This window comes from Enterococcus sp. LJL120, assembly GCF_054871765.1.
This window is the reverse complement of record NZ_JBTXLV010000002.1, coordinates 261,167-275,568: the sequence shown is the minus strand read 5'-3', so window position 1 is coordinate 275,568 and position 14,402 is coordinate 261,167. Positions and strand designations below refer to the sequence as shown.

The 14,402-nt window shown below is 40.7% G+C and carries 13 protein-coding genes and 1 other annotated feature; of the genes, 5 read left to right on the top strand and 8 right to left on the bottom strand.

All coding sequences use genetic code 11. The annotated features are described in order from the left end of the window. Nucleotides 1–15 precede the first annotated feature (15 nt). Nucleotides 16–336 (bottom strand): GrpB family protein, encoded by a 321-nt coding sequence (locus ACYSNU_RS04425; RefSeq protein ID WP_461735997.1) that lies wholly within the window; start codon nucleotides 334–336, stop codon nucleotides 16–18. Between the two features lie 17 nt (nucleotides 337–353). Beyond that, the gene (locus ACYSNU_RS04420) at nucleotides 354–1,658 is read right to left on the bottom strand and encodes an MATE family efflux transporter (protein WP_461735996.1); all 1,305 of its coding nucleotides are present in this window, start codon (nucleotides 1,656–1,658) and stop codon (nucleotides 354–356) included. A gap of 354 nt (nucleotides 1,659–2,012) precedes the next feature. Between ACYSNU_RS04420 and ACYSNU_RS04415 the strand changes: the two genes are divergently transcribed. Then, nucleotides 2,013–2,432: a GNAT family N-acetyltransferase gene (locus tag ACYSNU_RS04415; RefSeq protein WP_461735995.1), complete on the top strand. Its 420-nt coding sequence runs from the start codon at nucleotides 2,013–2,015 to the stop codon at nucleotides 2,430–2,432. A 371-nt stretch (nucleotides 2,433–2,803) separates the two neighbouring features. Here the strand turns inward: ACYSNU_RS04415 and ACYSNU_RS04410 are convergent, their stop codons facing one another. Beyond that, the gene (locus ACYSNU_RS04410; RefSeq protein WP_461735994.1) at nucleotides 2,804–3,376 is read right to left on the bottom strand and encodes a dTDP-4-dehydrorhamnose 3,5-epimerase family protein; all 573 of its coding nucleotides are present in this window, start codon (nucleotides 3,374–3,376) and stop codon (nucleotides 2,804–2,806) included. Nucleotides 3,377–3,636: 260 nt separating this feature from the next. Between ACYSNU_RS04410 and ACYSNU_RS04405 the strand changes: the two genes are divergently transcribed. Continuing rightward, entirely contained in the window at nucleotides 3,637–4,524 is an 888-nt protein-coding gene (locus tag ACYSNU_RS04405; RefSeq protein WP_461735993.1) for a hypothetical protein, read from the top strand. 100 nt (nucleotides 4,525–4,624) lie between these two features. Here ACYSNU_RS04405 and ACYSNU_RS04400 read toward each other — a convergent pair whose 3' ends face one another. Then, nucleotides 4,625–5,065 (bottom strand): hypothetical protein, encoded by a 441-nt coding sequence (locus tag ACYSNU_RS04400; RefSeq protein WP_461735992.1) that lies wholly within the window; start codon nucleotides 5,063–5,065, stop codon nucleotides 4,625–4,627. A gap of 256 nt (nucleotides 5,066–5,321) precedes the next feature. Between ACYSNU_RS04400 and ACYSNU_RS04395 the strand changes: the two genes are divergently transcribed. Both ACYSNU_RS04395 and icd read left to right on the top strand, forming a co-directional pair. Next, on the top strand, nucleotides 5,322–6,317 hold the full coding sequence (locus ACYSNU_RS04395) for a zinc-dependent alcohol dehydrogenase family protein (protein ID WP_461735991.1): 996 nt from the start codon (nucleotides 5,322–5,324) through the stop codon (nucleotides 6,315–6,317). 223 nt (nucleotides 6,318–6,540) lie between these two features. Beyond that, nucleotides 6,541–7,809, top strand: a complete 1,269-nt coding sequence (gene icd, locus ACYSNU_RS04390) for an NADP-dependent isocitrate dehydrogenase (RefSeq protein ID WP_461735990.1) — start codon at nucleotides 6,541–6,543, stop codon at nucleotides 7,807–7,809. Between the two features lie 86 nt (nucleotides 7,810–7,895). Here the strand turns inward: icd and ACYSNU_RS04385 are convergent, their stop codons facing one another. From ACYSNU_RS04385 to ACYSNU_RS04370, 4 genes are all read right to left on the bottom strand, one after another. Next, nucleotides 7,896–9,212 carry a CitMHS family transporter gene (locus ACYSNU_RS04385; protein WP_461735989.1) on the bottom strand — a complete coding sequence of 439 codons (1,317 nt, stop codon included), beginning with the start codon at nucleotides 9,210–9,212 and terminating at the stop codon, nucleotides 7,896–7,898. 307 nt (nucleotides 9,213–9,519) lie between these two features. Next, nucleotides 9,520–10,083 (bottom strand): tRNA 5-(aminomethyl)-2-thiouridylate-methyltransferase MnmM, encoded by a 564-nt coding sequence (gene mnmM / locus ACYSNU_RS04380; protein WP_461735988.1) that lies wholly within the window; start codon nucleotides 10,081–10,083, stop codon nucleotides 9,520–9,522. Nucleotides 10,084–10,096: 13 nt separating this feature from the next. Then, nucleotides 10,097–11,038, bottom strand: coding sequence for a tRNA modification radical SAM protein MnmL/YtqA (gene mnmL / locus ACYSNU_RS04375; RefSeq protein WP_461735987.1), 942 nt, complete (start codon nucleotides 11,036–11,038; stop codon nucleotides 10,097–10,099). A 12-nt stretch (nucleotides 11,039–11,050) separates the two neighbouring features. Next, nucleotides 11,051–11,701 (bottom strand): phosphatase PAP2 family protein, encoded by a 651-nt coding sequence (locus ACYSNU_RS04370; protein WP_461735986.1) that lies wholly within the window; start codon nucleotides 11,699–11,701, stop codon nucleotides 11,051–11,053. Between the two features lie 205 nt (nucleotides 11,702–11,906). On the opposite strand from ACYSNU_RS04370, the gene ACYSNU_RS04365 reads away from it, so the two are divergent. Then, complete coding sequence (locus tag ACYSNU_RS04365; RefSeq protein WP_461735985.1) at nucleotides 11,907–13,895, top strand: LysM peptidoglycan-binding domain-containing protein; 1,989 nt, start codon at nucleotides 11,907–11,909, stop codon at nucleotides 13,893–13,895. A 54-nt stretch (nucleotides 13,896–13,949) separates the two neighbouring features. Beyond that, nucleotides 13,950–14,165, top strand: a binding site (T-box leader). Nucleotides 14,166–14,402: the final 237 nt, after the last annotated feature.

Here is a 14,402-nt window from a genome sequence, read left to right as displayed (position 1 = left end):
ATATGATGGCGGAGGTCAAATTAGACAGTTGAGACTATTCTTTAGTAACTGCCATTTAAAAATTAGCACCTCCTGCTCTAACCGTTTGACTAACGCATCTTTTCCTTTAATATAATTTTCAATATCTTTGGGAAATTTTTTAGCCAGAAAAGATTTTGTTTCAGAGTATTCTTGTCGTTTGGTTTTATCATGAATTAAGTATTCTTTTAATGCTATATGTCGTTGTATCTCATTATTAATCAGATTTTTTCCGGTCAATTCTTTTATTAGTTTGGCTTCTTGTCTAAATTGATTTGGCCAATTCTTATTATAAGGAACCACTTCTACTTTTCTCATATCTAAGCCTCCAGTTTTTAAATATAGTTTGCTATCTCCCTTCGATAAAACAAAAGGAACAACCCATCTAATATAAAATAATTTACACCATAAATGATAAGTGCCTGCGAAAAGCTCAACAAGTCCAAATAGCTCAGCAGAATTAAGGCAATGATGGCAATTCCATTTACGATAGTTGTTGCCAATAGCACGAGCTTTTCTTTTTCCAGTGACACGAGTGTTGCTTTGATGTTTTCGTAAAAAACGGTTGTAAAGATTGCCAAGCAGCCTAAGGAAACATAGCGGCCAAAGTTTTCGACAACTTGGGCATCTGTAGTAAATAACGAGCCGAAGGGTTGATAGCCGGCAATCAGCAGTCCTGCTATGAGCACATAGAAAAATACGGAAAGACTTAAGGCGCCAAGCATATTTTGCTGTACTTTTTTATTATTTTTCTCACCATGTGCCTCGCTGACAAAGACAAACAGGCTGTTACTATACATAAAAGTCGGCATTTTTGCATAATTGATTCCTTGCATCAGCAAAGAATAAGTCGTGAGGGCCAACACGCCGATTCTTGAGATAAGCGCCTCAAAAACGATGATGAACAAGACGCCTTCTAAAATTTCTTGAAACATTAACGGCGTTGCCCGCTTAAGAATATGTTTGATTTCAGTCGGCTTAGTTTTCAGGGCTGCAAAAAGCATTTTCCGGACTAAAAGAAGATACAAGATAACTGAAATTAATAAGGCAATCATTTCTGATAAACCCGCCCCGACAATGCCAAGATTCGGAAAGAAGAAGGCGCCGTTGATTAAGACATAGGATAAGAAGGCTTGTATAATTGAAGAAATGATGGAAACAATTAAAATGTAATTTGTTTTGCGCTTCACTTTTATCAAATTTGTTAGGGCAAAACTCAGCAACACTAACAAGATATAGGGAGACATACTAAAGAGATAGGCTTGGGCAATTGAAAATAATTCTCCTTCAAAATGATAGAGCGTTTTAAGAATAAAACTACTGCCCAACAGCAGAATGCCGATAGCCGCTCCACCAATCAGCAGACTGAGACAAATGATGGATGAAACAAGGTGCTGGAATTTCTCAGTATTTTTCTCGCCTAAGGCTTTTGAACTAATCATATTAAAGGCAACGGCGATGACCCCTAAAATTCCAGTGACTGAAAACAAAAAATTTGTCATCGTTGTGATTGCCGGGATATTTTCATAGGAAAGATTTCCGGCAAAAGCTAGAGCCAATTGACCAATTACCACTTGCATAATATTGCCCGCCAACAAAGGCAGGGCAAACTTGTTTAACTCAACAATAATCTTTTTCATTTCACTTCCAACTTTTTCTGTAAATTATCATGTTTAAAATATTATACCTTAAACAGGAATTTCTTTTCAGTTTGTTGAGAAAAAATTGTGTTCGGTATTTAGTAGCTTTGAGGTGATGGGGGATTTATGTGCTACTAGACATGGGAAAAAACGAATTCTCAGTATGATATAATTTAAGGCAATTAAAAAAATGTAAGTTTAAGGGAAATAATTCAGCTGACTGCAGGAAGTTCTACTGAAAAAAATTATCGATTTACGGGATAATTTTTATTGTTGTAAAAATTTGTAGCGGAGACTGGTTCAGCTAAATTAAAAACAAATCGAAGTTTGTTGGATATGATAGGAGTGAATTAATTGGAAAATGCTAAAGTTAAATTGAAAATTGAGGTTCCACACAGGGATGAATACTTGGCCTTAAGAAAATCCGGCGGCCTGTCAGCAAGATCTCTAGCTGGGGCAGAAATCGGGCTGGCCAATAGTCTTTACAGCGTCTGCTTACGGGAGGCTGAAACGGATAAATTGATTGGCATGGGGCGAATTATTGGAGACGGCGGCACCAGCTATCAAATCGTCGATATTGTTGTCGACCCGCTGTTTCAACAGCAGGGTCTCGGGAAACTCATCATGAAACATCTGATGGTGTATATCACAGAAGAAGCAGATGTCCAAGCCTACATTTCATTAATCGCAGATGGAAAAGCCAGCAAACTCTATGAACAATTCGGTTTTATCGAAACCAAGCCCCAAAGTTCGGGGATGTATTATAAGCGTTAGTTGACGGGAAAATTAATTTTGGGGAGAGATATGCAGAAGGAACGATTAAATTAAAATCTTGCTTCATTTATTTCGTAATAGTTTTTAGAAGCACTCCCTATCGTTTTTTTTAGACAAATGATTCTTAAAAAAGCAGAATGAATATTGTCACAAAAGCTGACTGTCTTTTTTGATAGCAGCCAGCTAGTCGTTTATCAAAAAAACTATCAAAATTATATTTTGCCATAAAAATAGCGACCTCCAAGAGCTAGACTAAACATCTAACTTTTGGAGGTCGTTTTATTTAGCAACTTGGCTGATACTCGTTGTTATCAACCCATTTCAGGAAAAAATTTTTCTACAGACAACCGATATCAAAAATTCCGTAACTTTTAAGCTAGCCCTTCAAGAATCTCACGTAGTGTTGGGGCTTTACCATCTTTTTCGGAGACTTGATTAAGATCATTTGGATCAAGGGGAATTGGCCAATCAATTCCTAGCTCTGGATCTAACGGCGTTAGGGCAACGCCGGCCATTCCCGGTTGCCATTCATTGTCAAAGAAATATAAGTATTCAGTATCCTCATCAAGAGCTTGGAAACCATTGCAAACTCCTTGAGGAACAAAAACTTGCAGGCCGGGTGTTAATTGAGCGGTGACGACAGCGCCGAGGGTTTTGCTATTGGGACGAGTGTCTACATAGGCGCCAAAGGCTGAACCGTGGGCGACAGTTACCAGTTTCGCCATTGCTTCGCCGTGGAGACCGCGGACAGCACCACGTTTTGTTCGGGTTAAATTTACTTGTTTCCAAGCAGCGACGGAATCTGGTAAGAAGGCTGAGTAGCTGCTTTGGCGGTATAATTCTCGGACAGTACCGCGGTCATCTGTCACCATTTTTGCGTTAATAATTTGTAGACCCTCGATTTGAGAACCTGAGTTTGCTAATTCGTCAATGTGAAATACCATTTGGACACCTCTATTTTTCATTTTGATTAATCGTTAGGGCAGCCTGTAAGCTTTGGTCGAATTATTCTGACTGGAAATTCTCTTGTTATAAGCCAAGCTGACAGGCCCTTAAAAATATTGTACCAAAATTTTCTTTTGATGGGATGTCAGAAAGTCAGCTGCAAGATTTTTGATAACTGAAGAGGCAGCCCAGCACTTTTGTTTGTTAAACTTTAGCAACTAAAAACCTGCTATAATAACCTTGAAGGCAGGTGTTGAAGATGGACAGTGCATTGAGATTACGTTTGGCTGAAGAAAATGACAGCTTAAAAAGTTTTTCTCAATCAGAAATTATGGATTTATTAAATGAATCTAAGTTAGTTGCGAAGTTGACTAGCATTGAGCAGAAAAATTTTTTGAGTCGCATTTGGACGCTGCTTGGTTTAGCTGAAATTCCCGGCACCTTTGAACTGGATTATACGAAGGAATTGCTTCATTTTATCAATAAACAGATAGCTACAGAAGCGGGGTTTTCCTATACAGGAAAAGTCGCTGACATTGTTCCTTGTTACAATGCGATGCTCTTTGAAGCCTATTGTCGTCTAGGCTTGGCTCAAACAAAAGAAGCACAGGCAGCTTTTCAATGGATTAAAAACTATCAAGTGTTTGACCGTAGCAGTAAAACGACTTGGCCTTACGATGGAATTTGCAAACATGGCGGTTGCATGAAAAAGGTGCCGTGTTTTATCGGCATCGGTAAAACTGTGCGAGCCTTAATCACTTATCAAAATTTTGCTGGAGAAGAGGCAGAGGTCACTCAATTGATTCAGCAGGGATTAGCATACATGTTGGAGCATCACATGTTTCAGCGTTTAAGTAATCAAAAGCCGATTAGCAGCCATATCACAGACTTGATGTTTCCCCAAAGCTATGTGCTATCATTTACAGATATTATTTATATTCTTGGCAAAACCAACAGTTGGCACCGGCCTGAGGTTTTGCCAGTCAGAAAATTATTAATGGAAAAACAAACGAAAACTGGCGGGTGGAAAATTGATTATAGTTATACTTATGCAGGCTATGTGTCCTTTGATACTAAACGAAAAGATTCAGAATGGCTCACGAATTTGTTTAAAAGCTGGTTAGGGGCCCAGCCGTTTGAAAAATGAAATTGCTGAGTTCAAGTGATTTTTCCCGAAATAAGCTGCAGAAAAGGGCAGAATAAAGTTGGAAATTTTGTGCAGTTGCTGATGAGGCAGCTGCACTTTTTTAATTATGCCAGCATCTCTTTTTAATGGGGAAAATAAAGCCACGTTCATCGACGTATTCATAAGTCAATTCTTCTGCGCCTTCCTCAGCCTCCGTTTCATCAAGTTTTAGGTTGTCTAGCCACTGATAATAATGCTGCACTTCATGACTGATGCTTTCTAAAGTAGTGTAAATTGCATTATCTTTGCCCTGCTTTTTTACCAATGAAAAAAAATCTCCAGTGGAAATGTTCATTTGCGCATGTTCAAAGGGTGAAAATGGTAGAAAGATGGTTGCGGCATTTTTGGTGCCGTCTTCTTTGTTTCTGATAAAATTTGCACCAGTCACATTGAGATAAATCACTCTAGGGAAATCATAATTAGCTTTTAGCCAGTTAACAAATTTGCAGATTTCTTTGGCGACAAAAGAGTTTGTTGAAGGTTTTATTTGAATGTTTATCATCAGGTTTCTTCCCTTCTATTGCTTAATTTCAGTTTACTGGGACCTAATCAGAAATAAAATCGATTCGGCTAACGATTTTCTTGCATCTTTGATGGATTCATCTGACATAACTGTGAGATTGGTATAGCTGTTGTTGATTTTGCAAAGGAAAAATAGGAAGAAAGTTGGAATTTGGAAAGTTTTCGCTTTTTTTCAGGAAAGCGTTTCTATTTATTTGATGTTTGATTATAATTAAAAGAAAAAAGGAGTCTAGCGCATGAAAGCATTAGTTTTAACAGCAAAAGAAAACATGAGCCTTCAAGAATTACCAACTCCAACAATTACTGATCAAGAGGTACTGCTAAAAGTAAAATACTGTGGTGTCTGTGGAACGGACGTGCATATTTTCCACGGGGAGCCGGGGTCAGCTGAGGTCACACCGCCGATTGTTTTGGGACATGAATTTTCTGGCGAAGTCATTGAAGTTGGGGCCGAAGTTACCACCTTGGCAGTGGGGGACCATGTGGCAGTTGATCCGAATATTTATTGCGGAAAATGTCGTTATTGTCGGGATGGCCGCGTACAATTGTGTGATAATTTGTCGGCTGTCGGCGTGACGAGAAACGGCGGGATGGCGGAATTTTGTAATGTCCCGGAGACTGCTTGTTTGAAAATTTCCCAAGAACTACCATTTGAAATCGGGGCAATGGTTGAACCTTTAAGCTGTGTGCTGCATGGATTTGATCAGATTGCACCAATCACTGCAGACAAAAAAGTATTGGTGATTGGGGCCGGCTTCATCGGCTCCCTCTTTTTACAGATGGTACAGCAAAAAGGTGCTATCTGGGTGGATGCCTGTGAACCGAATCAGCAAAAGCATCAATTGTTAACTGAGATGGGCGTGAAAAATATTTTTGCGGACCTGGGGGATATTACAGACAGCTATGATTTGATTATCGAATGCGTCGGTAAAAAGCAAACCTGTGAAAAGGCTGTTGAGCTGGCGAATAAAGGTGCAGAATTATTATTCTTCGGCGTGCCGTCACCGGGAACAAAAATTGAAATCTCTGCCCATGCAATTTTCCAAAAAGAATTAAAAATTGTCGGCTCCTTTATCAATCCTTTCACATTGAATGAGGCAGTTGACTTATTAAACAGTGGCGCGATTGATGTAAAATCGCTGCTGTCTCATCAACTGACACTAGCGGAAGTACCGGATTTACTGGCGGACTACGGAAAGTACGGCGTGACTAAAGCGATTATCCGTTTATAAAAAACTGGTCTTCATGGAGAGTGTTGCTTTACTTGTTCTATTTTCGAGGGCAAGTTAAGCTAACAGTTACAGCCTTGTTGGCAATTAAAATAATTTATTTGCCAGGCCACCTGAATCAAGGTGGCCTGTTTGATTTTTCTATATGAGAATAAAATTAGAAAATTAAATTTACAGTGAGAATTAAACGAGGTATACTTATTTATAAAAATTCAAGGAGGGGCATATGGCAGAGAAAATTCAAATGGTGGCGGGTCAGCTAGTGACTCCCCAAGAACCAATTATTCCCTACATTGAAGGTGATGGTGTGGGGCCGGAAATTTGGCAACAGGCCCAAAAGGTTTTAGATCAGGCGGTAGCCATTGCTTACCAAGGAGAAAGAAAAATCAGCTGGCAAAAATTATTAGCTGGAGAAGCAGCCTTTGTTGAAACCGGTCAGTGGCTGCCACCAGAGACGGTTGAAATTATTGACGACTGTTTAGTGGCCATCAAGGGTCCGTTGGCAACGCCGATTGGTGAAGGCATTCGTTCATTAAATGTTGCGTTGAGACAGGCATTGGATTTATATGCCTGTGTGCGGCCGGTCCGTTATTTTCCGGGAGTTCCTTCGCCTTTGCGCCACCCAGAACGAGTTGCTGTGACGGTTTTTCGGGAAAATACGGAAGATATTTACGCCGGTATTGAATTTGCTGCTGAATCTCCAGAAGCTAATGAGTTGATTGCCTTTTTAAAAGAAAGTTTTGCTGTCGATAAAATTCGCTTTCCTAAAACGAGCGCAGTAGGCATCAAACCGGTGTCGATTGAAGGCACGCAGCGTTTAGTTAGAAGTGCGATGGAGTATGCTGTCAGTCACAATAAAAAAGTGGTGACCCTCGTCCACAAAGGCAATATCATGAAGTTTACCGAAGGCGGCTTTCGTAAATGGGGCTATGAATTAATTGCGGCAGAATACGGTGATAAAACTTTTTCCATGCGGGAGTACGAAAAAATCAAAAAAGCGGCTGGCAAAGCGGAGGCTGAGAAAGAAAAAGCAGCGGCCTTAGAGAGTGGCAAGATTTTAATCAATGACATTATTACCGATAATTTTTTACAGCAGATGCTGTTGGCACCGCAGGATTATCAAGTGGTTGCCACTTTGAATTTGAATGGCGATTATATTTCGGATGCTTTAGCTGCCACAGTAGGGGGCATCGGAATTTCCCCTGGCGGCAATATTAATTACCAAAATGGTCATGCCATCTTTGAGGCCACCCATGGGACGGCGCCTAATATTGCCGGCTTAAATGAAGCGAATCCATCTTCGGTGATTCTTTCTGGAGTTCTATTGTTGGAATATATTGGCTGGCGGGAAGCAGCTCAGCTGGTTGAAGTGGCACTGGAACAAACAATTGCTGAAAAATATGTGACGAAGGATTTTGCTGACTTGATGGTTGATGCCCATGAAGTTAGTACCGCTGAGTTTGGCGCAAGAATTATCGCAGCCATGGACTCTTAAAATAATAAAAAACCAAACCGCTTTTGAGAATTCCCCCTCTAATAAGAAGGGAAATTCTTAGCAGTTTGGTTTTTTTATTGAAGCATTTAAACAGAAAGTGGCATTAAGCCGAAAACAATGCCAATCAGGACATAGACGACGAAAATTCCGATGGCAATCACGGCGCTTTTTCGCTGCCATTGGCCCATGTCAACGTTGGTCATTCGCAATAGTACATAAATGAAAGGAACGAGTGGACTTAATAAATGGAAGGCTTGGCCCATTAAAGAAGCGAAACCTAATTGCAATGGCGTAAAACCATATTCAATCCCTGATTCTGCTAAGACCGGTAAGACGCCGTAATAAAAGGCGTCGTTGGATAGGAAAAAGGTCCCTGGCGCAGATAACAAGGCGACAATTAATCCCCAATAATGGCTTAAGCTTTCTGGAATAATTGCTGTCATGCTGGTGGCAATCGCCGAATTCATACCAGTACCAGATAAAATTCCCATAAAAATTCCCGCTGAAATAACTACCATCGCCACTTGACCAGCGTCAGGTAAATTGGCTTCAATCCGAGCCCGCTGATCCTTTAAGTCGGGATAATTAATCATCAAACCAAGAGCGGTGCCGGCAATAAATAAAATTGCCGAAGGAATGATTCCCCAAATTAATAGGATAATCACCAGAGCTGTCAAAATAAAATTAATCCAGAGTAGTTTCGGCCGGCGCATAGCTAAAATTTCTGGGTCGGTGATGGTCGTCATTTCAAACAGATGCTCATCGGTAAATTCTAAAATGCCTAAGCGTTTGCGCTCCTTGCGCCCCATGATGTAGGCTACGACTAGCATATAAATGGTTGCCGCAATAATCATCGGGACTAGGCCTTGTAAAACCTCAGACTCATTTAAATTTAAAACGGTGATTACGCGAGCAGTCGGTCCACCCCAAGGTAATAAATTTAAAACGGAATGGGATAAAATGGTTAAGACGGCCAAGTCCAACATGCTCATGTTTAATTTTTTATAGATGGGTACAAAGGCGGAACAGACAATAATCATAGTGGTTGTGCCGTCACCGTTTAACGAAACTCCCGCTGAAAGGGCAACAGTTGCCATCATCACCTTTAAAGGATCGCCTTTAGCATAACGAATCATGGCATTGGATAAAGGATCAAATAATCCCGCATCAATCATCAGCGTGAAAAACAAGACCGCAAACAACAGCATTATGGCAGTCGTGCTAGTTGTCTGCAAGCCTTCCAAGGCCGCCTCTCCTAAATTAACATCCCACAGTCCGACCAGTTGCCCAATCACGCCAAAAACGATGGGAACGACCGCAAGAGCCGCAAAGGGACTTAACTTTTTCGTCATAATTAAAATTAAAAAAACCGCCACTAGGGCGTAGGCCATCAAAGCGACCATTAGCAACACTCCTTTTTGTTTTATTAGAAAAGAATTAGAAAAATTATAGCATGATAAGTATTGGAGGGTAAATGGCAAAAGGAAGGGCCAGAAAAATATTTTTTCGTTTTTAACAAAGGATGTCAGGAGTGGCTTTCAGCAAGAATTTTGGCAGTTGGAATGGAAAATTACTAATTTTGCTTATTAAGTTAATCTTATTAAAATTGTTAAAATGTTTAGCTTACTAAGCTAAATTTTTTCAAGGTAGTCCATCAGTTTGTCTGCCAGTTTTTTGAGGGCAGAAAAAAAGCCAGCCGCAGCTGACTTTTTATTTTTTTTCCACACAAAACAAAATCGGTGGCGAATTTTTTTGATTGATAAACTGGTATTTTAAAACATTGAATTGTTCCTGCGGCAGATTTTCGCAGAAATTTTCAACGGTGGCTAATTCCTCTGGTCCACCGGGATGTCCGTAATAGGCGACAATAATTAGACGACCCTTGCTTTTTAAACGCCGGAGACAACTGGTTAACGCAATTTCAGTAGTCTCTGGCAGGGTGATAATGTTTTTATCGCTCTTAGGTAAGTAGCCGAGGTTAAAAATTGCGGCAGTCAGTTGAACATCCTCCGCTAAAGTTTGGTCAATCGTTTCATGACCTTTTAAATATAATTGACTTTGAGGCAACAGCTCTTTTTCTGCCAAACGTTTTTTAGTATTTTCGACAGCCAGAGCCTGCAGGTCAAAGCCGTATACGTGACCACTTGCGCCGACTAATTCAGCCAATAAAGCAGTATCATTGCCGTTTCCCATCGTGGCATCTAAGGCTGAATCGCCCGGTTGTAAAATTTCCTTCAATAAAAGGTGGCTGTAACGCATTGCAGTTAATAACATTTTTTCACTCCCATTAGCGCAGGGCAAATTTTCCTTGATAAGAATCTCTGCGCTCCAGCTCATCATCAATTGCGTTGAGGACTTCCCATTTTTTTAAACTCCACATCGGTCCAATGATTGAATCCCACGGAGCATCACCGGTCAAACGGTGAATGATAATGTCTTGGGGAATCAGTTCCAGCTGATCGCAAATAACTTCAACATATTCGGCCTTTGACATTAATTGCAGCCGGCCTTCATGATAATCACGAATCATGCGGGTCTTTTTCATTAGATGCATCAAGTGCAGTTTAATTCCTTGAATATCAGAATCTAAAATAGTCCGCTTGAGATTTTCAACCATCATTTCTTTAGTTTCGCCGGGCAAGCCATTAATTAAATGAGTGCAAACTCGGATGTTGTGTTGCCGCAGACGAGCGACACCATCTAAATAAGTTTGGTAATCATGGGCCCGATTAATCAAAGTGCTGGTGTGTTCAAAAGTGGTTTGCAGGCCTAGCTCCACCCACAGATAAAGGCGTTGATTTAATTCCGCCAAGTATTCGACGGTTTCTTCAGGCAGACAATCAGGTCGGGTACCGATGGCAATCCCGACAACCCCCGGCAAATTTACGACTTGTTCAAAGCGTTCCCGCAAGACGGCGACTGGCGCATGGGTGTTCGTAAAATTTTGAAAATAAACGATATACTGTTGTACCTCCGGCCATTTTAGATGCATCTGTGCCACTTCTTTTTCAAATTGCAGCGGCAATGGTGCTTCCGGTGCGACAATCATATCACCGGAGCCTGAGACACTGCAAAAGGTGCAGCCGCCGTGAGCTACGGTGCCGTCTCGATTCGGACAATCAAAACCAGCGTCGATAGGGACTTTAAAAATTTTTCCACCGAATTCTTGATGCAAAGCATGATTCCAAGTGTAGTAACGTTTGTTTTCTACAAAATTAGCAGTCTTCATGAGTATCCTTCCTTACTTTTGTTTGCCTGAAAATTGCCAGACAAAACGCTGATGATCATACAGGGGATAGGTGAAAAAGAGCCAAGCTAAACCTAGCGTGTAACCACCAAGAATATCGCTCGGGAAATGAACCCCTAAATAAATCCGACTAGCGCCAATTAGCAAAATTAGAATGCCTAAAAGAATCTGCAATAGGCGAGTGATTTTTTTTCCTTCAAGAATGGTCGGCAAAATGAAAATTATGGTGCCATAAAGAATAACGCTCGTTACAGCATGGCCGCTGGGAAAGCTTAAGCTGTTTTCAGTTACCAAATGCTCTAGGGTTGGGCGTTGGCGGTTAAAAAATAATTTCAGCAGCGGGTTGGCGATGCCGGAAATTAAAATGAGATTGGCGGCCAGCCAAAGCGTCTGCATATATTTTTTTCCACGAACAAGGACAAAAACAATTGCCAATGCTAAAATGATGACGGTAATGGCGTTTCCAAATTGGGTTATCCATAGAAAAAAGGAATTCAGATTGGGATAGTTGCTGCGAACGATGGCCGTCACCGCATCGTCAAAGCCAGTCAGCCAAGTGGGGTAAAATCGAACAACATAGCCTAAAAAGGCGAAAATCAGCAGCGCAAAACTGCCTGCCAGTTGGTAATACATTTTATTTTTCATTTCTTTCCCTCGCTTTTCTACCGCATCATTATAGCACAGCTCGACGATTTCAAAATAAAATGACAAATGTTACGCCTAGATTAAACTTGTATTACTCGTCGACTAACTGTTTTAGAAGATTTCTAAATTTTATATAATGAATATGGAGACTGTTTATTATTTATAAGCACTTTAATTCATATAACTTAAAAGGGGGTTTGACACATTGGCTTACATATCTAGAAAATCATTATCTGTAGCAACGAAGAAAAAAGGCTTCGGCCCAGTTAAAAGAAGTGCCGCCATTTTAGGAACGGCTGTCATTTCTTGCTCGGTTGCAGTACCGCTAGTAATGCCAGCGGAAACAGCAGAAGCTACTGGGGTTACAGCAACTTCTAGCACAACAAATTTTATCAACTCAATCGCACCTCATGCGAAATCAGTTGCCGCGGCGAATGATTTATATGCGTCTGTTATGATGGCGCAAGCAATTTTGGAGAGCAGTTGGGGTAATAGCGCTTTAGCGAGCGCGCCGAATTACAATTTATTTGGGATCAAAGGTTCCTATAATGGTCAAAGCGTGACCATGTCGACATCAGAATATTTGAATAATACTTGGGTGACGATTAACGCACAATTCCGTCGTTATCCATCCTATGCAGAATCTTTCCAAGACAATGCCTATGTCTTGAAGAATACATCTTTTACTTCCGGCGTTTATTTCTATTCGGGAGCTTGGAAGAGCAATACTTCTTCTTATCAAGAAGCGACGGCTTATTTGACTGGACGTTACGCAACTGATCCAACTTATGCCAGCAAATTAAATCGTTTGATTGAGTTATACAATCTAACTCAATATGATACGGGCGGTTCTGGTGGCAGCACCGGCGGCTCATTAGGAGGCGGCGCTAGCTCCGGCGGTTCAAGTTCTTCTGGTTCAGGTTCTTCATCAGGCTCAACTGTTACTGGCCCGACTTATATAGTAAAATCTGGCGATACTTTATACCGCATCGCTTTGAGTTACGGCACAACAGTAACCAACTTAAAGAGTTGGAATAATCTAAGCAGCGATATGATTTACGTCGGTCAAAGTTTAGTTGTCGGCAATACGGGCTCGTCTAACGAATCATCTTCAAACAATGGTTCTTCAAGCTCGAACAACTCAGATTATAGTTCTGCTATCGGCACTGAAACGGATAATAACAGTGGCGGTTCGACAGTTACAGGAACTAGCTACTCTGTAAAATCCGGTGATACTTTATACCGCATTGCTTTAAATAATAATACGACAGTAGCAAATCTGAAGAGCTGGAATAATTTAACGAGCGACATGATTTATGTCGGTCAAAGTTTGATTGTTTCGACAACCAGCTCCGGCAGTTCAAATAATTCGAGCGGTTCAACTGGCTCGACAAATGGTTCATCTTCAAGCACACCGTCAACGGGCGGCAGCTCGACAGTTTCCGGCACGACCTACACAGTAAAATCCGGTGATAATTTATATCGGATTGCCTTAAGCAATAATACGACGGTAGCGAATTTAAAGAGCTGGAATAATTTAACCAGCGATATGATTTACGTTGGCCAAAGTTTAGTTGTTTCAACTAGTGGTTCCGGGTCAACAAACAGCTCAGGCTCCACTTCAAATTCAAGTTCTGCTTCTTCTAGCAATAGCAGCTCCAGTACAGCCAATTCCGGCAGCGCTGCGGCAACTGGTTCTTATACAGTCAAAGCTGGCGACAATTTATACCGGATTGCATTAAACAACGGCACGACGGTGGCGAATTTGAAGAGCTTGAACAACTTAACTAGCGATAATATTTACGTTGGTCAGGTCCTAAAAGTTTCCGGCACAGCAGCAGCTAGTGCAAGTGCGACAACGGCAGCAACAGCTTCCAGCACAGCAGCGGCTAGTACAAGCACTGATGATACCAAGACAGATACAACTTACACAGTTAAAGCTGGTGACAATCTATACCGGATTGCATTGAGCAATAAAACAACCGTTGCTAAACTGATGGAGTTAAATGACTTGAGCAGCGAAGCAATCACTGTTGGTCAAACTTTAATTGTAGCTGAAACTTATACAGTTAAAGCTGGCGACACGATGTATTCCATCGCCAAAAACAATAATTTATCAGTTGCAGAATTACAAGAGCTGAATAATTTGTCCAACGAGAACATTACAGTGGGACAAGTTTTGAAAATTGCTTAAACTATTTTTCAATTGCCAAGTAGAAATTTATTTGATAAGATACTATCAATTAATTGATACGCATCTATGAAGGATTAGTAAAAAATCTCGGACTTTTTAGAGAGTGCATGGCTGGTGAAAATGCACAGACGGAATTTTTGAACTCACCTTTTAGCATTTTTTCTGAAGCTCTTCAGTAAGAAAAAACGGTCTGGTCCGTTATGCCATCGAGAATTGAGAGCAATCTCAATCAAAATTAGGTGGTACCACGTAAACTATTACGTCCTATAAAAAGAGTCAGTGGCTCTTTTTATAGGATTTTTTTTATTTTGCGCTGGGAATTGGGCTTAGACATCGTTTCATTTAATTTTAAGGTAGCTGGAGTATGTTTTTTTAATGAGCTAGGATGTCAGTTCTGCTTTTTGCAGAATTTAACTGCTAGCTGTATAGCAGAATGATATACGTATGAGGCTACTGACAAAATTAAGGAAAGATTTCCTTGGTGGTCTTTGTTTGAAATCTCAGATT